Raw genomic sequence first — 25721 nt, forward strand, 5'->3', positions numbered from 1 at the left:
CATGGATTTAGGTGTACTGTCATTGATCCTCCTGCTGGCGGCTATTGTACTCGGTTTCTTCCGGAAAACAAACGTCGGTCTTGTGGCACTGCTTTTTGCACTGGTGCTGGGCCGCATTGCCGGTATGAATGATGCGTCTATTTTGAAAGGATTCAATCCGAATCTTTTTATTAAACTGATGGGTGTTACCTTCTTGTTTAGTGTACTTAATGTTAACGGGACCATTGATCTGCTGGCCAGAAAAATTGTGGCACTGGCAGGGAAAAATAACGTGCTGATCCCGATCTTGATTTATTTGATGGGGCTGGGACTCACGATGTGCGGCCCTGGTTCCATCCCCGTACTTGCCATTATGCCGGCCTTTGCCATTCCGATTGCGAGAGCTCATGGTTATAATCCGCTGATGCTTTCTATCATTGGCTGCTGCGGATGTTTTTCCGGCCGCATGACGACAATTACGCCGGAAGGTATCCTGACCTACGAACTGCTGGGCAAGGCCGGAATTGATACAGCCACAGCCGTGCGTCCTGTATTTACCAACCTCTTTATTTCCGGACTTCTTCTTGCTATCTTGTGCTTTGTATATTACAAGGGATGGCGCGTGGAAAAACGGGAGGAAATCAAAGAAGAAGAACACTTAAAGACATTTACCGCGCAGCAGTGGCTGTCCCTTTTAGGACTTTTAGCCATGGCCGTCCTTGTCATTGCCTTTAAGTTCAATATTGGCCTTGTTGCTTTTGCCATTGCTGCCGTGCTGCTGCTCTGCCATTGCGCCAACGAAGGTAAAAGTTTTAAAGGCGTACCCTGGGGCGTTTTAATCATGGTTTCCGGTGTCAGCACACTGATGAATATCGTTATCAAGACGGGCGGCATCAAACTGCTTACGGCAGCCCTTTCCACGATGATGACTCCCTTTACGGGAGCCGCCGTCATGGGCGCTACTGCCGGAATCATGAGTTTGTTCTCTTCCGGGCTGGGTGTTGTGTTCCCAACGCTGCTTCCTACTGTGGCGAGTGTAGCCGAAGCCGTCGGCGATATCAATCCGATTGTCCTCGGTTCCATGGTCGTTATCGGCGGCACGATTACGGGACTTTCTCCGGTCTCTACGACGGGCGGTATGATTATGGCCATTTTGATGGCTGAAGATCAGGAAAATCAGGAACTGGAACGTCATCTGTTCCTGTCTCTGGTTGCCTGGGGATTTGCCGCACTGGTGCTGGTTATTCTCCTTGCACTGAGCGGTGTTTACACCCTGGCATTGTAAAGTAAAAAATAGCAAAACCTTCTTTCTATAAAATGGGCCGTGCAAAAATGATTTCATTATTGCACGGCCCATTTGACGCAGGACGCCGGTCGTTTGCCTTGGATTGCCCTGGGAAGATAGTAGTAATCTGCCGAAGGCTGTCGAATATGCTTCTTCAAGCTTGCGGTATTTGTCACTACATACTTGACCACAAGCCACTTTTTCCATTCTCCTTCCTCTAAATCGTGCTACAATAGGGATGCTATCATTTTCCGATGGAGGAGACTTTTTTATGAAAGTTAAGCGTATTATTTCAGCGTTCTCCGCGGCAGCGATGCTGTTGGTAAATTCTATTGCTTTGGCGGCAGCGGATCAGAATAAGACAGATGTGGTCAATGCCTTGGTAAAACTGCGCATGGCACCGGAAGTACAAATGTCAGGAGAAGGACGTTTTCATTCCAATCTCTTTAGCAGTCATATTGATTTCAAAAGTGAGCAAATCAACAAACCGGATTTTGCCTGCGCCATCACCACGACAGTGACTGGGACCGATAACCAGGGAAAGGCGATTAAAAGTCAAAAGATACAAGATTATATAGCAAAACCTGTTTCTCAGTTTTATCATTACAGACAAGTTAACGGTCAGCCCTGGACAAAGGATAAGATGGGGATGCTGAAAAATGACTCAGAAGCTAAGGTTCGTAAGGACTTTGAAAAACAGGTTATTGAAGTGATGCCGGTGGCGGAAGATGAACATCAGAAGACGCTGGCAGCTGTTATTGCCGCAATGGGCTTCGTAAAGTCGGAACAGCAGGAGGACACGGATAAGCCGCGACAAGTCAGTGAGACGACATATATCATTACGATTGATAAAAAGACGGGGCTGCCGCAAAAAATGCTATGGGATTCCTCTCCTCTTATGCAGACAGCCATGAAGCAGAAACTTTTGGGAAATATAAATTATGGAGAATCCATTGAAAAACAGGCTTTTGAAATGGAGACATTCGTGCATTCCATTTCGCTGCTTTGTACAATCAATTTCACTTACGACAGAGACACTGTAATTACCGTTCCTGAGGCAGCTAAGGAAGCCGAAACGACTGAAAAGAGTCCAACTTTTATCAATCCTTTTACGATGCAGGGATCGATTATGCAAAGCCTTTGATAGTCCTTTCGCGGGTGGAAAAAGAACGCTTTTTGGGAGAATATTTCTCAAATTCTTCACTTGACAATTGCCTTAATTTGAATGAAGATGAAGGGTATCAGAAGTAAGGAGGGGTACTCATGAAATTATCCCGTAGATTTTTTGGAGGGCTGCTCACTGCTCTGTGTCTTTTTGCAGCACCGGTGATGGCGGCACCTCAGTCCGATACAGTAAACAAGCTGACGGCGGCAGCTGATGCTTTTCATAAGGTAAAGGCGTATCAATTTGATGGAAAGGCCAGCCTGAGCAGCATTCTCTTCAATGGCATTTTTTCTTTTAAAGGAGAAGCTGTAAAGCAGCCGGCAAGCAAAGTGAAAATGACGGGTTCTTTAGCTATGGCGAGCGTGGTTGGTGCAGCGACTAAAGAAATTCCTGTGGAAATCTATGTACTCCAAAATGGTAAGGAAAATACCGTCTATGTCAAAAAGGGCAATGAAGCCTGGGGCAAATATACAACGGCTGCTGAGCCTTCCAAACCTGCAAAGGCAGACAAAGATAAGCCGGCCAAATCGGATAAAGATATCTTGAAAGAAGCAGTGCAGTCAGCCCATGTAATTTCTAAAGATGGCCCGGAAGAAGTCATTCTTTTCCATTTAGACCCGAGCATTATCGATTCTTACAATCCGACGGCAAAAGTTGATGATGGAAAGCTTACAACTGACGAAGAAAAATTACTGAATGGTGCTTTATACGAAACGGATTACATGCTGACCGTCAATAAAAAAACACAGCTTCCGACCCGCTATGAGATGGATTGTTCTTCTCTCGTCCAGAAAGTCGGTGAGATTGCATTGAATCACACGGCTAAAGAAACGAAAATGACAGATTCACAGAAACAATTCGCCAATCAGTTGATTCAAACGCTCAAAATGAAAATCGACCTCAATATGACCTATAAGAAGGGGAAAGATATTGTGCTTCCGGACGAAGCAAAAAATGCTAAAGAAATTGAAGACCCGACGAAGGGAAGTTTGACAGAGGGTGTCAACGAAGCATTGACCCCGGCAGCTTAAGGAATCAAAAGGGACTGTGAAACAATAAAAAGCGCTTTCAGCTTTTGGCCTATAGTATATAGTCTCATCTGCACTAGTGTGTTAAAGCTTTTGATTCAAATGAAATATGATATAAAACCTGAAATTTAGCAGTTAACCTAAATTTCAGGTTTTATTTTTATAAGTTCAAAGAAAAATGCCTTGGTCATTTTTCTTCCACTGGCGGGATGCGGACTGCGGAAAGCGTCAATCTGGCCCAATATGTTGAAACTTGAACGATTTTCTTGCCTTAATTGAACGAATATGCTTGAACCGTTTCAGTATTTTGCGTCTATGCGCCGCTATCTGTTATAATTTTTATAAACTAAGCAACCCCGGAAAGGAGGAATTATTATGAATGCTGTAATTCAAGCGATGCTGGATCGTCGGAGTGTCCGCAAGTACAAAAATGATCCTGTGCCCAGGGAAATGCTCGATACAATCATCAGGGCCGGCTTGTACGCGGCAAGCGGCATGGGGCGTCAACAGACATTGATTGTGGCGATAACGGATCCCGGAATGATTAAAAAATTGTCCGAAGTCAATTGCAGGATTGGCGGTTGGGATGAGAAATTCGACCCCTTCTACGGAGCGCCTGCTGTGCTCATTGTTCTTGCTAAAAAAGGCCTCCCGACAGCGGTTGAAGACGGCAGTCTTGTTCTGGCTAATCTGTTGCTCGCTGCTTCTTCCCTGGGGCTTGGCAGCTGCTGGATTCATCGTGCCCGTGAAGAATTTGAAATGCCGGAATGGCAGGATTTTCTCCGCAAACATGGTGTGACGGATGAATACATCGGTATCGGCCACTGCATTGTCGGGTATGCGGCCGAAAAGCCGAAAGCAGCTCCTCGCAAAGATGGCCGTGTCATCTATGTAGAAAAAAAGCGTAAGGAGAGCTGAGAAATGAAGTTGTTTTTTGAAAATGATTATAACTGCGGGTGTGCACCGGAAATCCTGAAACGCCTGGAAAAAGAAAACTGGCAGCCCCGGGTTGGATATGGCTGCGATGACATTACACAAGCCGCGGCAGCAAAAATTCTGGCGGCGACAGGCACGCCTGATGGGGATGTTTACTTTGCCGAAGGTGGTACACAGACCAATGCGACCGTCATTGCAGCTTATCTCCATACGTATGATGGTGTTGTGGCTGCAGAGACCGGTCACATTGCCTGCCACGAAGCCGGCGCCGTAGAAGCTTCCGGTCATAAGGTACTGACCATCCCCGGACAGGTCGATAAAATCAGTGCAGATGCACTGAAAGACTATCTGGAAACTTTCTATGCCGGCGAAAGCTACACTCACATGGTACAGCCCGGGATGGTATACATATCCCATCCAACGGAGTACGGCAGTCTTTACACTAAAAAAGAACTGGAAGCTATTCATACTGTCTGTACCGCTTACCACCTGCCTCTCTTTGTTGACGGTGCACGGCTTGGCTATGCACTCGCCTGCAAGGAAAATGATATTGCCCTGCAGGACCTGGGAAGACTCTGTGATGTCTTCTACGTCGGCGGAACCAAAGTGGGTGCCCTGTTCGGGGAAGCCATCGTTTTCCCGAAAGGCATGCCGGCTTTTTTCCCGACGCATGCTAAACAGCGTGGCGCTATGCTGGCTAAAGGATTTGTCACAGCTGAACAGTTCGACGAACTCTTTACGAATCACCTTTATGTCAGATTGGGACAGCATGGCATCGATATGGCCATGAAACTGAAAAAAGGCCTGGCTGACAAAGGATATCAATTTCACATTGATTCCCCAACGAATCAGCAGTTTATTATCGTGACGGATGAACAGGTAAAAGCGCTGCACGAAAAGATTTACTTCGAAAATTGGGAGAAGAAGGATGCCAATCATACAGTCATCCGCTTTGTGACGAGCTGGTCCACCCGGGAAGAAGATGTCGACGCTTTGCTGAAGCTGATGTAAGGAAGTGCCTCAGGCGTGAAAGAAAATGTATATCCCTGCTCGTGGGATAAAGAAACTGTGTACCTGAAAAACGTGGTCAAGGATCCAAACATCATTGTTGGCGATTACACCATGTACAATGACTTTGTAAAGGATCCGCGGGATTTTGAAAAGAACAATGTGCTGTATCATTATCCGCAGCTGAACCAGGAAAAGTTAATTATGGGGAAGTTTTGTTCCATTGCCTGCGGCGCGAAATTTATGTTTACGGCAGCCAATCATGCTCTGGGTTCATTGGCAGCGTATCCTTTCCCCATCTTTGATGAAGAGTGGGGACTTGATCCCAAAGATATCCGCGATTCCTGGGATAACAAGGGAGATATCGTGCTGGGTAACGATGTCTGGATTGGCTATGAAGCTGTCATCATGCAGGGCGTTACCATCGGTGATGGAGCCATTATCGGGTGTCGGGCTGTCGTGACGAAAGATGTGCCGCCTTATGCCATTGTGGGCGGCGTGCCTGCCAGATTGATCCGTATGCGCTTTGACGAGAAAACAATTGCTCGTCTCGAAGCTCTTAAATGGTGGGATTGGCCCAAAGAAAAAATCAGGGTACACATCAAGGATCTGCAGACTGGTAATCTTGATCAGCTCGAAAAGTGAACGCGTTTTGGCGGAATATGGTCTTGTTGCGTAAAATCTTCGTAAATATTTATTTTCCCGCTCTGTAAAGAGTTGTACCACACAGCATCGTGGTATATGATAAATAAGATAGGTGGAGTCTGTGGGGGAAACGGGAAAGAAATCAACACCGGAAGTCAATCCACCCGAAAGGAAGAAAAACATGACCCAGAATGAACGTCTTGACGCGTTGATTGCATATTTGCTGAAAGAAGATCCTGACTATGATGCCCTTCGTGTACCGGGGACAGTGGCGGAGAAGAAAGAGTTTTTGCGCAGTCTCATGAATGTTCGTAACCCGTCACCGGTTACAGAAGAATTTCTTAAAGTGCAGGATGCGTATCTCAAGGAAGAAATGAAGAGCCGCGGGATTGTAGAGCTTTCTGCTTTGCAGCCGGCTGCTGCCGGAATTTATATCAGAAAAGGTGATATCACGCAGCTGGCCGCAGATGCAGTCGTAGACGCCGCAGATAAGGAACTGCTTGGCTGTTTCACGCCGTGTCATGACTGCGTCGACAATGCCGTTCATTCGGCTGCCGGCGTGCAGCTGCGCCTGGAATGTGCCCTTATTGCGGGACAGAAGGGCGGGGAAGTTTCCGTGGCACAGCCGGAGATTACCCATGGCTGGAACCTACCGTGTAAATATGTTATCCACGTGGTGGGACCGGTCGTGTATGGCTTTGCTTCTGAAAAAGAACGGGAAATGCTGGCTCTCAGTTATCGTTCTTCGCTGGATCTGGCGCTTAAAAACGATTTGCACAGCATTGCGTTTCCCTGCATTTCAGTGGGGCAGAATGGATTTGCGCCCGAAGAGGCGGCTCCCATCGCCGTACGTACAGTCAGGGACTGGCAGGGGGAACATCCTGATACAATGAAAGTCGTCTTTGACGTCTACAATGCCTCCGATGAAGAGCTGTACAAAGAGCTGCTGACAAAATAAAAGGGCGCTTCTGGCTTTTAGCATATGGCATTTAGCCTAGCCCGCAGCAGAGTGTTAAAGCTTTTGATTCAAATAAGATATAATATAAAACCTGAAATTTAGCACTTAACCTAAATTTCAGGCTTTATTTTTATAATTTCGTAGCAAAATGCCTTGGCCATTTTGCTTCCACGGGTGACACGCGGCCAGCGACCGGCGACCTGCGTAACAGGGGCTGTGAAATAATGCATGTGCACTATTTCACAGCCCCTGTTCTTTCACACTTTCCATATTTCTCTTTTCAAGGTACAATAAATAAGATGAAAAGTTGTTCTCGCATCGGCGAAGGGAGGCCAATCAATTATGATCAAAGAAGTCAAAACCGTAGTTTTCAGTCCGACCGGCAGTACGGCCGCGCTTGTCAAAAAAGTAGGAGAAAAAATAGCCAAAGTACTGGGCGTACCCGTCAGCAGCGATAATTTCACGCTGCCGGAAGGACAGAAGGCCGTACGGTCCTATGATGCAGACACTCTCGTTGTTTTCGGAACTCCAACATATGCCGGCCGTGTGCCGAACAAGGCGCTGCCTTTTGTGCAGACCCTTTTTACCGGTCATGATACGCCGGCTGTGGCGCTTGTGACTTTCGGAAATCGCAGTTATGACAGTGCTTTGACCGAACTGGCACAGGAACTTACGGCTCATGGTTTTCATGCAGTTTCTGCCGGTGCTTTCGCCCGGAAACATGCTTTTGCCAATATCGGTACGGAACATCCAACCGAAGCAGATGATGCACTTCTGGAGCAGCTTGTTGCTGAGACGGCTGCACTGCTGCAGAAGGGAAAAGTTCCCGATGTAGTGATTAGAGACGGTGCTCCCGTTGCTCCTTATTATATCCCAAAAGGTGAGGATGGTCAGCCTGCCAAGTTCCTCAAGGCAAAACCCAAGACTGACCTTACAAAATGTGACCACTGCGGTAAATGTGCGGAAGTTTGTCCCATGGGTTCCATCAATAAAGAAAATACGGACGAAGTCCCGGGAATCTGTATCAAGTGCCAGGCCTGCATTGTGTACTGTCCGAAGCAGGCAAAGTACTTCGATGATCCGCGTTTCTTGTCACATAAGGCAATGCTGGAAAAGAATTTCCAGCGGACTGCCGCCTCTGAAATCTTTGTAGGAAAATAAAAATCGTCTTTAGCATACTGCTTTTGCGATTGCCGGAAAGGAAAATGAAAGTATGAAATTGCTTATAGCTTCGGATATCCACGGCTCGGCTATGTACTGCCGACAGCTTGCAGAGGCGATTACCCGTGAAAAAGCAGATAAGCTGCTGCTTTTGGGAGATATTCTGTATCATGGGGCACGGAATGAATTGCCGGCTGAGTATGCACCTAAAGTGTGCACCTCTCTTCTGAATGGCCTTAGCGTCCCTGTATACGCGGTCAGAGGGAATTGTGATTCCGAAGTGGATCAGATGGTACTCCATTTTTCCATTATGGCAGAATATGGCCTGATTTTCTGGGGCGGACGTACCCTTTTTATAACCCACGGCCATCATTACAATCTTGCTGCACTGCCGCCGCTCGCACCTGGAGATATCCTGCTTCACGGACATACTCATGTGCCCGCTTGGAAAGCTTTCGGTACGGACAATTATTACCTGAACCCCGGATCTGTCACCATGCCCAAGGAAAATTCGGAGCGCGGGTATATGGTACTGGAAGGAAGCTGCGTACAGTGGAAGAAACTGGACGGAACGATTTATCATGAACTAACTTTATAAAGCACTGATGCCAATGTGAAAAGCCCTCCGCTGTGGGAACGGAGGGCTTTTCTCAAAGGAAAGGAGTGAAGAAAAAGCACTCACAGAGTGTGAGTCAGTTTGCAGTAATAGATGAAATTCTGAGCCTCTTTTGCGGCTGCTTTGCTCAGTTTCAAGGCAAGCACCAGCGTTTGCCGGTCCGGCAGCAGCACCATTGCCCCGACTTTGACCTTGGAGCTTCCGGGAATCTGTCCTGTAAGCGGCAGAATTGGTTCTTTGCGGATAAAGAGCCCTTTCTTGCAGGCGTCTTCATTGCTGCCGCCGAGACTTAATTTGCAGATACAGCTTCGCCATACACCGGAATGACGGGTTTGTTCCAAAGCCAGGAACTCATGGCTGCCGATAGAAGTGATGCCGCTGAAACGAACCCGTGTTTCGCAGGCTTCGGCTTCTCTTGCAGGAAAAGCAGAAAGTGCAGCCATGTGAGTTTCCGGAACAAAACGCAGCAGAAAATAGGCGCTGTTTCTGGCTCCTTTTTTCCGGTGCTGCTTCAGCAATACGACGAGCTGCCCTTCTTCGTCAATCGTGATGCCGCGGCATTTGGTGTTTGTCAATCCTTCCTGCACGGCAATGTCGGGCGTGAATGAAAAGAGGACGTGGCCTTGTTTATCCAGTTTTGTGAAAAAAATGTCCTTTGGGTTGCAGATCCAGAGATTGCCCTCTGCATCTACGACGGCTTTTTCGCTCGCTGCATCAAGCAGCGTCTGCGCTGAAGGGACTGTCGGAATAGACGTGGAAATCTGCGGCGTGCGGCTGAACGGATCATCCATGAGACGCATTTTACCGTCAGCAATGCGCAGAACGCTGATGTGAGGTATAAAGGCAGGATGCGGCAGGGCCGGCAGGCCTTCGCTTTCCTTCGTGAGGCAGTAGAAATCCAGACTGTCATCGGGATTGATTCCTCGGAAGGTCAGACTGCAGTTTGTCATCATACGGCGCCTGCCGGATATTTCCAGTCTTTCCTGATCGATTAAATAGCCCCGGATATCGCCCGCCGAAGGCTGTCCCAGTGTTTTCGAAGCGTGCATCAGGGCCCCGGGGAGCCCCAAAAGGGCAGCACCTGCTTCATGGCCGCAGATAAATGCTCTTCGTAACGTTCTATACATCTCTTACCTCCAAATAACTTGTAAGCGATTCTTTCTTGTTGGTTCCATCTTAGCGTCCGAATGTAAGAGAAAAGAAGAATTTGGATAAAAGTTTGGTAAAAAATGACCGGAGTTGTTTTTCTCGAAAAATAGATTTGCTTTCACCCTGGTCCTCTTCTATTGACACAACTTTTTTTATCCGCTATAGTAGAGGAGGTCATCGGAGGTAAGCTGTTCAAAAAGAAACGGTACGCCGGATAAGATGGCAGACTGAGATGTCTGCTCTTATCCGGCGTTTTTTTACGAGAAGGGAGTCTTATTTGTTTATGAATTCCAGAAACAACTTTACGGAAGGAAGCATTCTTGCCCCATTGCTGCGTTTTGCCGTTCCGGTGTTGTTTGCACTTTTTCTCCAGGCCATGTACGGCGCGGTTGATTTGCTCGTTGTGGGGCAGTTTGCGTCCAGTGCGGATGTATCGGCTGTTGCTACCGGTTCTCAGATTATGCAGACGGTGACGAACCTGATTAGTTCCCTGGCTACGGGAACCACTGTACTTCTGGGACAAAAAATCGGGGAAAAGAAAGCCAAGGAAGGCGGGCATATCACAGGAGCTTCCATTTGGCTGTTCTTTATCATCGGCATGATATTTACAGTACTTCTGACTGTGTTGGCAGGTCCTCTGGCACGGATTATGAACGCACCTCGGGAAGCTTTTGAACTTACTAAAGCCTATATCCGGATTTGTGGTGCCGGTTCCATTGTCATTATTGCCTATAATCTTATTGGCGGTATTTTCCGTGGCATCGGGGATTCCACGACGCCCTTTATTACCGTGGCAATCGCTTGTGTCTGCAATATCTTCGGCGATTTACTCTTGGTGGCAGTCGTACCGCTGGGAGCGGCGGGAGCGGCTATTGCAACCGTGTTCGCCCAACTCATCAGCGTTGTTATTTCTTTCCGCCTGATTCGCAGAAAGCAGCTGCCCTTTGAAATGCATCGAGTGGATATTCGCTGCAGCAGGAGCATGGTATACCGCATTCTCTCATTGGGAATCCCGCTCGCCTTCCAGGATTTTCTGGTAGGGATGTCATTCCTGATTATTCTGGCTATTGTCAATAGTCTCGGCCTTACGGCTTCAGCCGGTGTCGGCGTTGCGGAAAAAGTCTGCGGCTTTATCATGCTCGTTCCCGCTGCCTTCATGCAGTCCATGTCAGCGTTTACCGCTCAGAATAAGGGAGCGGGGCGTATGGACAGGGCCTTTCGGGGCCTCATTGGCGCCATTGCTGTCTCTTTGGCGTGCGGGTGCGTGATGGGCTGGTTTTCCTTCTTTCACGGAACTGCGCTGGCCGGCATCTTTTCGCGCGCACCTGAAGTGGTGGCCGCGGCTGCTGATTATTTGAAAGCCTATTCCTTTGATTGTATTTTAACAAGCTTTCTCTTTTGCTTTGTCGGATTTTATAACGGTATCGGCATGACGAAACTTGTTATGATCCAGGGAATTGTCGGGGCGATTGGCGTCCGGGTGCCTGTTTCTTATTTCATGAGTCTGCAAAGACCGGTTTCACTTTTTCATATCGGACTGGCAACTCCGTGTTCCAGTTTTGTACAGATTCTCTTTTGTATATTCTGTCTTTTCCTGTTAAAAAAGCATGGTAAGCTGCAAAAACGAGCGAGTTGAATAAACGGGACCATAAAAAATAAAAAAAGTACCTTTGGCTTTTTGTATAAGGCATTTGGCTTGGCACGCAGCGAAGAAGTATTCCAAACTAAGGGGGGGCTGACAGTGGGCGGCGGAATGCAAAAAAGGCTGTGAAACAATGAATGTTCGTTGTTTTACAGCCTTTTTTTGCGGTCTATGATTTTTCTGCCAGTGTCTTGTGTCGCCGATAATAATGGACATTTATCACTTTGGAGCAAACTATTTGCTCCATTGGCTGCAAAAAGCTTAAGCTATGAGGTTTTTGATTCTACAAAATATACAATATTATTATATTTTTGTTATATATTATTGAATCATGTTTCATACGGTGCTACAATAAAAAACAAAAATAAAATATATTCCACTAATTACTATAACTGATTTGAAAGAAAGTGATACAGTGAGCCTATTGATAAAAAATGGGATGCTTATTGATCCTGCGAACCATATTCACCGGAAACTGAATCTGCTGCTTGACGGCGGAAAAGTTGCGGCGCTTACGTCAAAAGAACCGGAAGCAGAGCAGGTCATTGACGCGGCGGGGCGTGTTGTGGCACCGGGATTTATTGATATCCATATGCACGAAGACTTTGTGGCTCCTGACGGACATCTGGAACACGACATGAATAAAGCGATTTTTAACTGTATGCTTCGCATGGGCGTGACAACGGTTCTGGGCGGGGAATGCGGAATCAACCGGTACAATCCGACGCAGTATCTGGATATTGTGGACCGCGACGGTGCTCCCGTAAACGTAGCACTTCTGGTGGGTCACGCCTGGCTTCGTCAGGCCGTGGGACATGCAGATAAATACAGTCATGTAACCGATGAAGAACTCCAGCAGATGTCGGCTCTTTGCGAAAAGGCACTTGCCGCCGGCTGCTTCGGCGTTTCTTATGGCATTCGCTACGTGCCGGGAATTGATGAACGGGAGCTCTTGGCGACAGCTAAGACTTGTGTGCCGGAACATAAACTCATTGCAGCCCACGTTCGCGATGATGCGGCGGCGATTTTCGATGCCGGACGCGAGTTTATCGGAGTTGCTGAAATGCTGGGACTGCCGGCTCAGTTTTCCCATATTGGGTCCATGGCGGCCTTTGGGCAGATGGAAGCCTTTTTACAGATGATTGAGACCTATCGAAAACGGGGCGTCGATGTACTGTGTGACTGCTATCCCTATTATGCGTTTTCGACTGCCATTGGTTCTACGACGTACGATCCAGGGTGGCTGGAGCGGTATCACTGCGGATACGATGTGATTCAGTACTGCGAGGGTAAGTACCGCGGCAAACGCAGCACGCGGGAGGCTTTTGAAGAAGAGCGCAAGAATTACCCGAATCATTTGACTGTCTGTTATGTGATGAAGGAGCAGGAAGTCGATATGGCGCTTGCCAGTCCGCTTGTGATGGTGGGCAGTGACGGCATTATGAATCAAGGCCAGGGACATCCTCGTGCTGCAGGTACCTTCCCGCGTGTTTTCCGTGAATTCGTCCGCAAAGGAAAAATTTCCCTGGAGGAAGCTATCCGTAAAATGACAGCGATGCCGGCAGAGCGGATGGGACTCCAAAATAAGGGAAATCTTCAGGAAGGCGCCGATGCGGATGTCGTCATTTTTAATCCGGAAACTATTGCCGATAAGGCTGCCTTTGGCGAGCCGACACTAGCTCCCTGCGGCATTGATTATGTGTTGATAGGCGGTGAAATTGCAGCCAGGGATTGTCAAGTTGTCAATGGAAATTTGGGGAAAGCTTTAAGAAAGTAAAAAATGATTCTGCCGTGTCTGGCGTGAATAAAAAATATAAATCACACGTGATAAGGCAGAACATTCGTTGATGAATTTTGGGAGGGGAATAATCATGAAGTACGGATTTATATCGGTGTTGCCACCGCTGCTGACTATTATTATTGCGTTGGTTTCAAAGAATGTATTTGTGGCACTGCTCATTGGTATCTTACTGGCCAGCCTGATTTTGACTCCGGGGCTTTTTGCCGGCCTTAACACGGCTTTCTACAGTGTAGTAGGCACTTTTTCAAGCAAAGGCAATACGATTGTTATTATATCTTTGCTGCTCATCGGGGCAATGCTCTATTTGATTGAGCGCTCCGGCGGTATTGAAGGTTTTGTGGATATTATGGTCCGCAAAAAGAGTGTCATCCATTCAAAGAAGGCTTCCGCTTTCTTTACGTGGCTCCTTGGGATTGTAATTTTTACCTCCGGCTCGCTGAGCTGCATGGTGACAGGCTCTATTGCCCGTCCTCTGAACGACAGTATGAAGTTGTCCCATGAAAAGGCTGCATTTCTTGTCCATACCACTTCTACCCCGTGGTGCGTACTGCTGCCGCTGTCCGGCTGGTTAGGCTCCATGACCGGCTATCTGACGAGCGGCGGTGTACCGGAAGACCAGGCCATCAGCGTGTTGATGCAGTCGATACCACTCAATTTTTACTGTATTATTGCCGTGGCTTTTGCATTGGTTTCCTGTTTCGTTCCCGTGGACTTCGGACCGATGAAGCAGGCGGAACTGCGTGCCGATACGACGGGTGAACTGGATGATCCGGCTTCTGTGGCAAATGATGATGGCATGGAAGCCGCAAAAATTGCCGAGAATGCAAAGCCTCGTATCATCAATATGATTGTTCCGATTGTGGTGATGATCATTACGATTCTGGCTGTACTCATAATCACCGGTAAGGGTAATCCGACAAAGGGCGCCGGCCTGCAGTCCCTTTTGTGGGGATCTGTTCTTTCCGTTACGTCCATTGCCGTGATGTGCCTGGTAGAAAAAGTATTTACGCTTTCGCAGCTGACGAATGAACTCTTAAAAGGCATGTGTGGGATGTTGGGTATTGCCCTCATTTTGTGCCTCGCCTTTGCCATCAGTCCGCTCATTAAAAAGCTGGGCACCGGTGCTTATCTGTCTTCTGTTTTTATGCAGTTTCTGACACCGGGGCTGCTGCCGGTGCTGACTTTTATCATTGCCATGCTCCTTTCCTTTGCAACAGGAACTTCTATGGGGACGATGGCCATTATGTCCGTCATTGCCCTGCCGATGGCAATTGACATGGGTGTCAGCGTGCCGCTGACTGCGGGCGCGCTCTTCGGTGGTTCCATCTTTGGTGACCATGCATCGCCGATTTCTGATACGACCATCATGTCGTGTGCTACGACAGGCTGCAATATCATGGATCATGTCAAGACACAAATGCCGTATGTACTTGGTTTTGCAGTTGTGTCGATTGTGCTTTATGTGGTCTGCGGGTTTGTGATGTAAAAACAGGGGCTGTGAAGTAATGCGTGTGCATTATTTCACAGCCCCTGTTACGCGCTTTCCGCAGCCCGCTGTCCGCATCCTGCCCATGAAAGAAAAATGACCAAAGCATTTTTCTTTGAACTTATAAAAATAAAACCTGAAATTTAGATTAACTGCTAAATTTCAGGTTTTATATCATATTTTACTTGAATCAAAAGCTTTAACATACTTTCGCAGACGAGGCTAAACGCCATAGGCCAAAAGCCAAAAGCGCTTTTTGTTTTTCCACAGCTTTTTTTATTACCGTTTGTACTTGTTTAATGTATCTTTAGCAAGATGCAGAACTTCCAGCTGCGGCGTCTTCTTGAATTGATGGCGGGTCATGCGGTTCAGAATATCGACAAGTCCGGACACTGCTTTGACAATGTAGGGACCCTTATTCAGCATTACACACTCGGCGCGTTCGCTCATTGCGGCATCAGTAATTTCGGCACGGGACGGGATTCCCGTTTTGACCAGGTTTTCCAAAACATGCGTAGCCCAGATGACGGGAACGTGAGCCGCTTCACAGATCCACATAATCTCTTCCTGGAGTTCAGCCAGCCGGCGATAGCCTGCTTCAACGGCTAAATCTCCGCGGGCAATCATGACGCCGAAGGGGTTATGCGAAGCAGCTTGCACGATGATTTCCGGCAGGTTGTGCACGCTGTCCTGGGTCTCTATCTTGGCGATGATAGCCATGCGGCGTGCCTTTTCCTCATTGCGTTTCCGCAGTTCACTTTGCAGCAGCTGTACATCTTCTCTGTTGCGTACAAAAGAATATCCTACGCAGTCCGCATTTTCCATTATGAAGTCCAGATCTTCTAAATCTTTTTCAGTGAGAGGGGAGAGGTCAACCGGTGTATTCGGGAAATTGATACTCCGCCGGTTTTTCAGGTTAAAGCCTTTAGCTCTCGTTGCTATAACTTCCAGATAAGCACCCTGCTTAACGATTTCTGTGACTTCACACTGTAGTTTGCCGTCGTCTATAATCACGGAATCGCCGACCCGAAGTGTTTTAAAGACCTCGGGGATACTACTTGCGATAACGACATTGCCTTCAAAGTCTTTAGGGTAATTGGAAATCTTTCCGCTTACGAGAAAAATCGTATCCCCGATAAAGACTTTATTAGCTTCTCCGGAAAGCAAAACTTGCGAAACTCGGATTTTTGGTCCTCCGATATCCATATAGATTCGGCAGTGGCGTCTGAGCCGCTTTTCCGCACTGTGCACGTTGTAGAGAATCTTTTCCCAAACATTGACGTCGTCGTGGGCGCAGTTGATACGTACCACATTCATGCCGGCGCGAATCAAATCGTAGGCGAGCTGCGGATCATCGGCTGCTTCCGTCGGCATGGTAACCATGATTTTCGTGTATTGACCTAACGGACGGTTGCCAAATAACAAATTAGCATTGCGGCGCAGCAGGCTGTCTCCCTGGAAAAAACGTCTTCCGGAAGGGTAGGGAATCAGTTCGGCCTCTTCTTTGCCGCAGATTCTTCCTAAAGACGCCATGACAGCATCCAGGTTGGGCATCGTCCTTGCTTCACTGCGCCCCAGCGAAGAAAGTCCCAGAGGCAGCAATTCCTTTTGCAGTTTCCGCAGATCATGGCAGCGGATAGACAGGTAAAACGCAAGGTTCATCGCACTGAAACGGAAAGAAGATCGCTCAATTTCTTTTTCCCAGGCATGGTACATCGTTAGTCCATCAGCAAGAACTGATTTTCTCAGCTGCACCAATTGGGCGTATAGTTTGGAAGCATATTCGGGTGTGATGGACGAATTCACAATAGTAACCTCCTTCCAGACAATACCTATTATCACTATACCATGAAAAAGTGTGAAAACAGTGGCTTTTACGAAAATTTTACAACTGGTGGTTTAATTACAAAAAGAATAGAGGGCTGACTGCAAAAAAGGGTTTGCCGCTGTTTAGCGACAACCCCTTTAGGCAGATTGTATCAATTTATGGATTAAGGGCAACCTGCGGCCAGCGCCCAGCGACCGGCGAAAAAAAGAGCTGTGAAAAAATAAAAAGCGCTTTTAGCTTTTTGGCATATGGCATATAGCCCAGTAAAGTGGATAGTGGCTAGTGGAGAGTGGTTAGCACTGTAGTGCTGGCAGCTACTTTGGCGGATTCTTGAGATAGAATGCAGCGAGCAGCTAGTAGAAAATAAAGGCGCTTTTGGCTTATGGTATTTAGCCTCGCTGCAGCAGTGTGGTGAAGGTTTTGATTCAAATAAATATTATGTAAAACCTGAAATTCAGCAGATAATCTAAATTCCAGGTTTTATTTTTTATAAGTTCAAAGAAAAATGCCCTGGCAATTTTTCTTCCACGGGCGGCCAGCGACCCGCGACCGGCGAAAAAAAGCCATGAAAAAATGAACTCATTTTTTCATGGCCCTTTTTTTATTTCAAGAATCCGCTGATAATTTCTTCTTCCGCTTCTGCTTCGGTAAGGCCCAGCGTCATCAATTTGATAATCTGGTCACCGGCAATTTTGCCGATGGCAGCTTCGTGGACAAGAGCTGCATCCAGGTTGTTGGCCTCCAGAGAAGGAACAGCCAGAATCTTAGCATCGTCCATGATGATGGAGTCGCATTCCGTATGTCCCGAGCAGGGAGCATTCCCGGTGATGCGCAGATTCAGCTTCTGATGGGACTGGTCTCTGGCGACACCGCGGGAAACCACATCGGCACTGGAATCTTCGCCGTTTAACGTGACCTGGTAACCGCTGACAGCGTTCTGTACACCGTGCGTCATCAGGCGTTCACGTACAACAAGCTTGCCGCCTTTAGCGACTTCAGCTTTGGTTTCGCGGTCTGTGTCGTCGACGCCCTTGATCTGGGTCATTTCCATTTCCATGGTGCTGTTTTCGCCCAGATGAACTTCTGTCACCGGGTTCAGAATGCGTTTGCCTTTGCCGGTACCACTGCCGTAGTGTTTTTCAATATATTTGACTTTGCAGTTTTTGCCGACGTAGAAGCGATGGATGCCATCGTGTTCGGAATCCTTGCCGCCGCAGTTATCGATGCCGCAGCCGGCTACAATGATGACATCACTGTCGTCACCTACGAAAAAGTCATTATAGACCATATCTTTCATGCCGGTCTTACTCATGACTACAGGGATATGGACACTCTCATTTTTAGTGCCCGGTTTGATTTTGATATCGATACCGCTGACATCGGTCTTTGGGATAATTTCGATATTGGCCGTAGACTGGCGGTCGGCTGCCTTGCCGTTGACACGGATATTAAAGGCACCCGTCGGGCGGGCATCAAGATCTGCTACTTCTTTCAGCAGCTGCAATTGAATTTTATCCAGCATCAGGCTTCTCCTTTCTCCAGTTCGGAACATGCCGTGACGGCAGAATCGGTACCGAGCAGGGTGGGCAGGATTTCGTCCCGAGGCCCTTGCTTGACGACTTTGCCATCAGCAATGACGATAATTTCATCGGCAATTTTCAGGATCCGTTCCTGGTGGGAGATGATAATCATGGTGCCGTTCAATTTTTTTTGCATACGTTCAAATACACGGATAAGGTTCTGGAAGCTCCACAGGTCGATACCGGCTTCCGGTTCGTCAAAGACGGACAATTTGGTGCCGCGTGCGATGACCGTGGCAATTTCGATGCGCTTCAGCTCGCCGCCGGACAGTTCGGCATTGACTTGACGGTCTACATAATCATTGGCGCAGAGGCCGACTTCAGACAAGTATGCACAGCATTCGCCGCGGGAAAGCGTCTTACCGGAAGCGATGCGGAGCAGGTCAATGACTTTAATGCCCTTGAACTTGACAGGGGCCTGCATGGCGTAGCTGATGCCCTTTTTGGCTCGCTCTGTAATAGAAAGACCGGTGATATCTTCGCCGTAATAGAAAATCTGGCCTTCATCCGGTTTATCGATGCCGACAATCAGCTTGGCAAGTGTTGACTTTCCGCCGCCGTTCGGACCGGTAATGACGTAAAATTTATCGTCATCAAAATGCAGACTTACATCGTGAATAATTCCTTTTGTTCCCGTCTCAGTTTCCACACCGAACGAAACGTGTTTTAAATCAAGCATAAACTCCTCCTTCATGAACCGCCCCGCGATTCAGTTTCTGCTTTTCGTGATGGATTTTGTGGTTGCAGCAAACCATATCTGCATTCTAGGTTTATCGCCTAAAAATTCAAATGTGTGAACCATAGATTTTTATTTTATCATGTTTTGTATTTATTGGGTATATTTTGAGGGAAAAAAGCCTGTATCGGGTAGGAAAAAGCTTTGCACAGTGTTCTGCATTCCTTTTAAATTTTACTGACGGGTGTTTATTTGAAATGCTATAATAAAAGTATCAATTGTGAAAAAGGAGTGGCTGTCATGCTGGCTAAAAAGGTTGCTAAGTTAATCAATGAACAAGTAACATTGGAATTTTATTCTGCGTACCTGTATCTTGATATGGCAAACTACTATGCGGATCAGGGACTGGAAGGCTTTGCCCATTGGTTTGAAATCCAGACGCAGGAAGAACGCGACCACGCAATGCTGATGCGGACGTATCTCTTAAATAATGACGTTCACGTCGTATTCGGCACGATTGATAAACCGGATAAAGTATATAAAAAGCTGGAAGATCCGCTTAACGCGGCTTTGGAACATGAACAGTTCATCACGGGCTGCATCAATAAGATCTACAGCGCTGCCGCAGATGAAAAGGATTACCGCACAATGCAGTGCTTTGACTGGTTCGTCAAAGAACAAGGCGAAGAAGAAAAGAATGTAGGCAATCTTATCAAGAAGTTCAAGCTCTTTGGCAGCGACCCGAAAGGTCTCTACGCTCTTGATCAGGAACTCCTGGCCCGCGTCTATACCGCACCGTCTCTGGTATTATAAAAAAGAAAATAAACCGCAGACCGCTGATGCGGTCCGCGAAAAAGGGACTATGAAGAAATGCATCTGTATTTCTTCATAGTCCCTTTTAATATAGATAGTGAAAAATAAAAGCACTTTTGGCCTATGGCATTTAGCCATTGCCTTCGGCAGTGTGGTATGGCTTTTGATTTAAATAAAATAATAAAAAAACTAAAATTTAGCAGATAGCCTAAATTTCAGATTTTATTTTTATAAGTTCAAAGAAAAATGCCCTAGTCATTTTTCTTCCACGGGCGGGGTGCGGACGGCGGGTTGCTGAAGGCGAACAAGAAAGAGACTGTGAAAAATGAGCTCATTTTTCACAGTCTCTTTCTTGTTCTAACAGATTTTATTCCCATTTGCGGTCATCTTGAACCGCAGTCCCAATAGCTCGGCAGCACGTTTGCACATGAGCATGCGGTCCAGGAAGATTTCGAAGTAATCGATCATGGAACAGATATTTTCGTCAAGCTCGATTTCCAGGGTGATGACTTTTTTGTGGGTGTCGATGTGAAGCTTATTGGTCAGTGCAGCATAGTTCACAGTATCGTGCTTATCGAAAGTTTCCGGCACGGTCTTGCGTACCCGGTTGCGCCGGACGTCGGTTTTGTCGGCGAGAATAATGGCGGCCGAGATGGGGTCGACGGCAGTTCCGCTTGCTTCGTCATGCTGGCCAATAGCCGTAATGATGCTCGCAATGTCTTCCGGCGGCGCGCCCCATTTCTGGAGCAGCTGGAAGGCCATCAAGGCACCGGTGTGGGCGTGGTCAACGCGGTTGATGCTATTGCCGATATCGTGCATATATCCGGCAATTTTGGCAAGCTCGATGGTGTGGTTGTCATAGCCAAGCTTTTTCAGGATACGGCCCGCCGTGATGGCTACCTTTGCCGTATGTTTCCGGGAATGATCCGTATATCCCAGGGCACCGAGAACCTTATTGCCTTCTTCCAGATAGATGTTGACTTCTTTCGCATGGGAAATAGTTTCGTAGGTCAGTTTTTTCATACTGTTGGCTGATTGAAAGTACAGCCGTATTCAACTCCTTATAATCTCCGAATAGCTTCCAGAGCCAGCGGAGAGCGTTCGCATTCGGAAGGCAGCATGGTGACCTGGCAGCAAAGTGGGCTTCCTTTCATCTTTTCGGAAGCATAGCTCAGACCGTTCGTGCGTTCGTCCAGGAATGGTTTATCGATTTGGTGAGGATCCCCCAAAAGGATGATTTTGGTGCCTTTGCCTGCACGGGTGATGATGCCTTTCGCCTGGTTTGGCGTCATGTTTTGTGCTTCATCGATGATGAGGTAAATCTTTTCGAGGGAACGGCCGCGGATAAAGTTCAAGGCCTCCATCTGGATAAGGTTGCGGTCAAAGACTTCCATCAGACGGCTTTCCAGTTCCATTTCATCATCGTAGCGGGACTCTTTGTCTTCGTCCATGAGCTGTTCCAGGTTGTCCATGATGGGGCGCATGAGCGGGGAAATCTTTTCCTGTTCATCACCGGGCAAAAAACCGATATCTGAGTCAAACTGCGAATTCGGGCGGCAAATCATGATGCGCCGATATTCGCCGGTGGGATGATTCAATACCTTCTCCAGACCTACTGCCAGCGCGTAGAACGTTTTGGCGGTACCGGCCTGTCCTTTGACAATGACAAGCGGTGCTTCCGAGGCAGGCTTCATCAGCGCTTCCTGCATGAAGTACTGACCGGCATTCCGCGGCTTGACGCCATACGGGTTTTCCCGGGCGTATTCGAGCGGAACGACCCGGTCACCCCAGACTCTGCCAAGGTGTGTCTTACGCAGGGAAGCATCGGCTTTTAAGAGGACGAATTCATTCTGAACGGGCGATACCGGAGTAGTATTGCCTTCCTCATCGCTCTGGTAGAGCAGGGAGACCGGCACGCCTTCTTCCATGAACTTATCAAAGTCCTTTTCCGGGACAAAGCATTCTGTGCGGCCCATATACTGGCTGCTGCCGCTGGAAACCTGCTCGGTGCTGAAATCCTGGGCTTCGATGCCGAGAATCTGCGCCTTGAGGCGCAGCACCAGATCCTTCGTTACAAGAATCGGATGTTCCGGAGCCAGATGCTTGCAGACCTTCAAAATCCGGTTGTCGCTTTTATCATCCGGCAGTGATTCCGGCAGCGGTTCGTTGACGCAGTTGGTTTCTACTCGCAGCGAGCCTCCGCTGTTAAGAGCGACGCCGGTGATTAAATCACCGCTGCAGCGCAGGCTTTCCAATGTGCGGATGACCTGACGGGCATTGTACCCTCGTTCTCCTTCGGCCTTCTTGAGGCCATCCAGTTCCTCGATGACCACAAGCGGGAGAACCAGATTGTTTTCTTCAAAGCAATCCAGTGCATTAGGAGCCTGAATCAAGACATTGGTATCAATTACATAGGTTTTAGCCAAAGTAACGCACCCCTTCCTTTTGGGAGTCTATCTTGCTCACCTTTAGTATAACAATGATTTGTATAAATTATGAAAATTTAAGTAAAAAGTGTGTACATTTTGCGGGAAACCGACAAATTTTGCGCAATTTGAGACAAAAATGCCATCAGGTACCGCGGCAGCCGGAATAAAAGCATTCACAGCAGATAGAAGTGAAGAAATACGGCCCCGATTCCTATTTACTTAGATTTTACAATAAAGAATGCGCTATCGTGGTAAAATTTATTTATAAATAAATAATCGTAATTAATTGTACTTTTGGGGAAGGGAAAATTATGATTACTAAAACGCTGACGAAGGCTATCTTATTGGGGTTAACTTTTTCTGTTGCAGGTACTGCAGAGGCTGTGTACAGGGGACAGCTGATGCCGGGCGATGTGACAACGGAAAGTGCTGCCATTACACACGATTCGCCCTTGATTGATCGTCCCGGTACTTACAATATCAAGACGCCTTCCGGTACGATTGATGTGACAGGAACGACAAAATCAGCTGGCATCATCATTGGCTCGGAAGAAGGAGATATTACAGTAAACGGTGATATCAATTTTTCCAGCCGGGATGTGCTGAGCCATTATCTGATTCAGGGCACAGGCGGCAAAACTATTACACTGAATGGCAATCTCACGGTGAACAGTTATAATTCTACGAAGCTCAACGTACCTCCCGAGTGGGCACCGCGCGGTATCCAAATCATGGAATATAAGGCCCCGGGGACCAAGATTGTCTTTAACGGAGATGTAGATTTTACGGTCTACAACGATATGGATCCCAACGGCAAAGATGATTCTTATACAGTGGCCGCAGTCATGGCTCCGGATACCGAAATTGATTTTAACGGCAACGTCCATATCGTGAACACAGTCGACCATTATGACCGCGGGTACGGCGGGGCAAATGCCGTGTATGCCGAACATAACAGCACGCTGAATGTCACAGGCGATGAGGTTGTACTGCAGACTATCAGCTGGCGTCCTCACGCAATCAGTGCCAAAGATGGTGCCGTGGTCAATATTGATGCCAAAACGCTTCAGGTTGTCGGATGTATTGATATGACGGAAGATAAGTCACCCGATGTCGCTAAGGGCGGCACAGTGAATGCTGTGTTTTCCGGTGAGGATTCTTATTGGTACGGTGATGAGATTAATGTGAATGGTGACGGAAATCTGAATCTGACCTTTAAAGACGGCGCCACGTACATTCCTTTCGGTACGGTGCGTGAAGTCGGGTACGCACCGAACTATTATCCTGTAAATCCGTACGGTTCAAAGAAATACCTGAGTCAGCTCGGACTTGAATCGGGCGGTATTGTCGATCTGTTTGATGCGGATGCCCAAAGTAAGTGGGAAGCCCTTGGCTTGGACAGCCGGTATACGGCTTTGAAGAGTGCCAAGCTTGACTATCTGATGATTGGTGACCTCAAGGGATCCAATGGGATTTTCCGGCTGGATGTGGATGATCTCGATAAAGCACATACCGATATGATCTATGTGCTTGATTCGACGGAAGGGGAAGGCCTCCATTACATTGAGGCCTATAATGACAACCAGTTCGGCGCGGTATCTGAGACGAATACGCTGCGTTTTGCCACGGTCGCGGCCGCGGCGGCAAATAAGCTGATTTTCCGTGACAAGATGAATATTTACGGGAATTCGTTGTGGGATTATCAGGTCCTTGTCGGACACGCTCCTTATGATGTCAATGATCCGGAAAACGCGGTGTACAATGGCAGCCGGGATGGGCTGACTGCGGACCAGCTCAATGAACTTATGGCCGGCGGTACTAACTGGTTTATTTACAGGGCGGACAAGGTTCCTACAGATAATGCAAAAGTTGTCATTGATGGAACCAATGCCGGTTACGATATGGCAGTTTCTCTTGACCGCTATAATAAGCGACACGGGGAAGCGCGGTTCCTCAATCCGGACAGTAATGTGTGGGTTCGCCTGCAGCGCGGCGATATGAGCCGTGATGACAGTTACGACGGACAGTATACGATGGGTCAGATCGGTCTTGAGTTTGGCAGCGGCCATCAGCATTACGGCTTTGCGGCTGATTATCTGAAGGGAAGCAGTGATTTATCGCGCCATAACGGCACGGTAGATACGACGCGGCGCGGTATCATGGCCTATGACACGCTGACGTGGGATAACGGCAGTTACCTCGATATGGTAGCCCGCTATGGCCGTATGGAAACCGATCTCGACGGTTACGACACCCGTAATGGGCAGGAAATCAGCGGCAATGCTTCTCAGGCTGTATATGGCGCAAGTCTGGAATATGGCCGGAAACTGCCGCTCGCAGGTGATGGGCTTTTCTTCGAACCACAGGCTCAGCTGCAGTATATGCACGTAGGCGGCGATTCTTACCGTACCGGCAACGGTTTTAACGTTCATCTCGATAGTACCAACAGTTTGATTGGGCGTCTCGGTTTCCGACTGGGGCAGGAATGGGCCGATAAGGGTTCTGTCTACTTGAAGGCCGACGTGCTGCGGGAATTTACCGGCGGAGAAGACTTTACGATTCTCTCTTCCGATGCCGTGATGAAAGATGCGGTAGAAAAACGGGGGACTTGGTACGATGTGGGTATCGGTGCCGATTTTAATATGGCACCGAATGCTGTGTTTACCTGTGACCTGGAACGCAGCTTTGGCGGAGAGCTGGGCAAGAATTGGGAAGTGAATGTCAGCGCCCGCTGGAAACTGTGAAGTTTTTTTAGATCTATAGAACAATAAAATAAATCTTCTCTCAGGTGGTGCATGTCTGGCTTTGCATGCGGCTGAGGGAAGATTTTTTTATAGGTATAAGTGTTACATCGCTGACTGCGTGATGGCACCGGTTATTGCTGCTATTTTCGCGGACTTTGCTAATCCTATCTGCAATGTATGATTTTAGGTAAATCTATTCCTAAATACGGCATTTTTAGGGTATTAATCCAGCTAAAAAATTATGCAAAAATAGTAGTGTTTTTAGTAAAGGATCGTGGAGATATTGTGAGCACTAATCAAAAGTTGTATTTTACACTGATTGGCGCCAAAATCCGCTATTACCGCAGAATCAGTCATTTAAGCCAGGAGGAGCTTGCCAAACGTGTAGGCATCAGCTTAAGTACCCTCCGCAGAATCGAACAGGGAACCTATAACCAAAGTACGCCCCTGGTGACTCTAATGGACATTGCCGATGGTCTCAATATGGATGTCCAGGAATTTCTTGTTGTATCAGACCTTGAAAAGCGGCTTTCCGGCTGGAAATAGCGCCAATATAATATAATCGAATAGGATAATGAGAGTTTGAAATAAAAAATCAGCAGTGGTCTGTGCCTGTGGTTGTCTTATTATTCATGACTAAAGCGTGTACCACGTATACGGCAGGTGAGGCTAAAGACTATACACCAAAGGCCAGATGTGATTTTACCCTATCCAAAATGAGCTGTTATTTGCAGCTCATTTTTTTTGACATTGATTACAAATAGTAATATCATGTAGATGGAAACTATAATT

The 25721-nt window shown here is 47.6% G+C and carries 21 protein-coding genes; 15 read left to right on the forward strand and 6 right to left on the reverse strand.

All coding sequences use genetic code 11. The features are described from left to right. Position 1: 1 nt before the first annotated feature. From LKE33_05760 to yfcE, 9 genes are all read left to right on the forward strand, one after another. Positions 2-1264, forward strand: coding sequence for a C4-dicarboxylate ABC transporter (locus LKE33_05760; protein ID MCH3950424.1), 1263 nt, complete (start codon positions 2-4; stop codon positions 1262-1264). Positions 1265-1535: 271 nt separating this feature from the next. After that, positions 1536-2408, forward strand: a complete 873-nt coding sequence (locus LKE33_05765) for a hypothetical protein (GenBank protein ID MCH3950425.1) — start codon at positions 1536-1538, stop codon at positions 2406-2408. 119 nt (positions 2409-2527) lie between these two features. Then, positions 2528-3460 carry a hypothetical protein gene (locus LKE33_05770; GenBank protein ID MCH3950426.1) on the forward strand — a complete coding sequence of 311 codons (933 nt, stop codon included), beginning with the start codon at positions 2528-2530 and terminating at the stop codon, positions 3458-3460. Positions 3461-3832: 372 nt separating this feature from the next. Then, the gene (locus tag LKE33_05775; protein MCH3950427.1) at positions 3833-4375 is read left to right on the forward strand and encodes a nitroreductase family protein; all 543 of its coding nucleotides are present in this window, start codon (positions 3833-3835) and stop codon (positions 4373-4375) included. A gap of 3 nt (positions 4376-4378) precedes the next feature. After that, the gene (locus LKE33_05780) at positions 4379-5404 is read left to right on the forward strand and encodes an aminotransferase class I/II-fold pyridoxal phosphate-dependent enzyme (protein MCH3950428.1); all 1026 of its coding nucleotides are present in this window, start codon (positions 4379-4381) and stop codon (positions 5402-5404) included. Between the two features lie 15 nt (positions 5405-5419). Then, entirely contained in the window at positions 5420-6046 is a 627-nt protein-coding gene (locus LKE33_05785) for a CatB-related O-acetyltransferase (GenBank protein ID MCH3950429.1), read from the forward strand. A gap of 121 nt (positions 6047-6167) precedes the next feature. Beyond that, on the forward strand, positions 6168-7004 hold the full coding sequence (locus LKE33_05790; protein MCH3950430.1) for a protein-ADP-ribose hydrolase: 837 nt from the start codon (positions 6168-6170) through the stop codon (positions 7002-7004). A gap of 342 nt (positions 7005-7346) precedes the next feature. Further along, on the forward strand, positions 7347-8165 hold the full coding sequence (locus LKE33_05795) for a 4Fe-4S binding protein (protein MCH3950431.1): 819 nt from the start codon (positions 7347-7349) through the stop codon (positions 8163-8165). 52 nt (positions 8166-8217) lie between these two features. Beyond that, positions 8218-8763 (forward strand): phosphodiesterase, encoded by a 546-nt coding sequence (yfcE, locus tag LKE33_05800; protein MCH3950432.1) that lies wholly within the window; start codon positions 8218-8220, stop codon positions 8761-8763. Positions 8764-8843: 80 nt separating this feature from the next. Here yfcE and LKE33_05805 read toward each other — a convergent pair whose 3' ends face one another. Next, complete coding sequence (locus tag LKE33_05805; GenBank protein ID MCH3950433.1) at positions 8844-9908, reverse strand: hypothetical protein; 1065 nt, start codon at positions 9906-9908, stop codon at positions 8844-8846. Between the two features lie 305 nt (positions 9909-10213). On the opposite strand from LKE33_05805, the gene LKE33_05810 reads away from it, so the two are divergent. The 3 genes from LKE33_05810 to LKE33_05820 all read left to right on the forward strand — a co-directional run bounded on the left by LKE33_05810 (position 10214) and on the right by LKE33_05820 (position 14859). After that, positions 10214-11566, forward strand: a complete 1353-nt coding sequence (locus tag LKE33_05810) for an MATE family efflux transporter (protein MCH3950434.1) — start codon at positions 10214-10216, stop codon at positions 11564-11566. Positions 11567-11987: 421 nt separating this feature from the next. Beyond that, on the forward strand, positions 11988-13349 hold the full coding sequence (locus tag LKE33_05815) for an amidohydrolase family protein (protein MCH3950435.1): 1362 nt from the start codon (positions 11988-11990) through the stop codon (positions 13347-13349). A 94-nt stretch (positions 13350-13443) separates the two neighbouring features. Beyond that, a complete protein-coding gene (locus LKE33_05820) occupies positions 13444-14859 on the forward strand; it encodes a hypothetical protein (GenBank protein MCH3950436.1) in 1416 nt (471 codons plus the stop codon). Positions 14860-15138: 279 nt separating this feature from the next. Here LKE33_05820 and LKE33_05825 read toward each other — a convergent pair whose 3' ends face one another. The 3 genes from LKE33_05825 to LKE33_05835 form a co-directional block, all read right to left on the reverse strand. Beyond that, complete coding sequence (locus LKE33_05825) at positions 15139-16665, reverse strand: pyruvate kinase (GenBank protein MCH3950437.1); 1527 nt, start codon at positions 16663-16665, stop codon at positions 15139-15141. A gap of 623 nt (positions 16666-17288) precedes the next feature. After that, positions 17289-18209 carry a SufD family Fe-S cluster assembly protein gene (locus tag LKE33_05830; GenBank protein MCH3950438.1) on the reverse strand — a complete coding sequence of 307 codons (921 nt, stop codon included), beginning with the start codon at positions 18207-18209 and terminating at the stop codon, positions 17289-17291. Beyond that, positions 18209-18946, reverse strand: coding sequence for an ATP-binding cassette domain-containing protein (locus tag LKE33_05835; protein MCH3950439.1), 738 nt, complete (start codon positions 18944-18946; stop codon positions 18209-18211). The genes LKE33_05830 and LKE33_05835 overlap by 1 nt, the downstream gene beginning before the upstream one ends. Before the next feature lie 297 nt (positions 18947-19243). Between LKE33_05835 and LKE33_05840 the strand changes: the two genes are divergently transcribed. Next, a complete protein-coding gene (locus tag LKE33_05840; protein MCH3950440.1) occupies positions 19244-19756 on the forward strand; it encodes a ferritin in 513 nt (170 codons plus the stop codon). Between the two features lie 357 nt (positions 19757-20113). Here the strand turns inward: LKE33_05840 and LKE33_05845 are convergent, their stop codons facing one another. Both LKE33_05845 and LKE33_05850 read right to left on the reverse strand, forming a co-directional pair. Continuing rightward, positions 20114-20779 (reverse strand): HD domain-containing protein, encoded by a 666-nt coding sequence (locus LKE33_05845; GenBank protein MCH3950441.1) that lies wholly within the window; start codon positions 20777-20779, stop codon positions 20114-20116. Positions 20780-20817: 38 nt separating this feature from the next. Next, positions 20818-22182, reverse strand: a complete 1365-nt coding sequence (locus LKE33_05850) for a PhoH family protein (protein MCH3950442.1) — start codon at positions 22180-22182, stop codon at positions 20818-20820. 314 nt (positions 22183-22496) lie between these two features. Between LKE33_05850 and LKE33_05855 the strand changes: the two genes are divergently transcribed. Continuing rightward, entirely contained in the window at positions 22497-24929 is a 2433-nt protein-coding gene (locus LKE33_05855; GenBank protein ID MCH3950443.1) for an autotransporter outer membrane beta-barrel domain-containing protein, read from the forward strand. 285 nt (positions 24930-25214) lie between these two features. Continuing rightward, positions 25215-25475, forward strand: coding sequence for a helix-turn-helix domain-containing protein (locus LKE33_05860; GenBank protein MCH3950444.1), 261 nt, complete (start codon positions 25215-25217; stop codon positions 25473-25475). The last annotated feature ends 246 nt before the right edge of the window (positions 25476-25721 follow it).

Source organism: Acidaminococcus sp. (assembly GCA_022482815.1).
Classification (GTDB): Bacteria; Bacillota; Negativicutes; order Acidaminococcales; family Acidaminococcaceae; genus Acidaminococcus.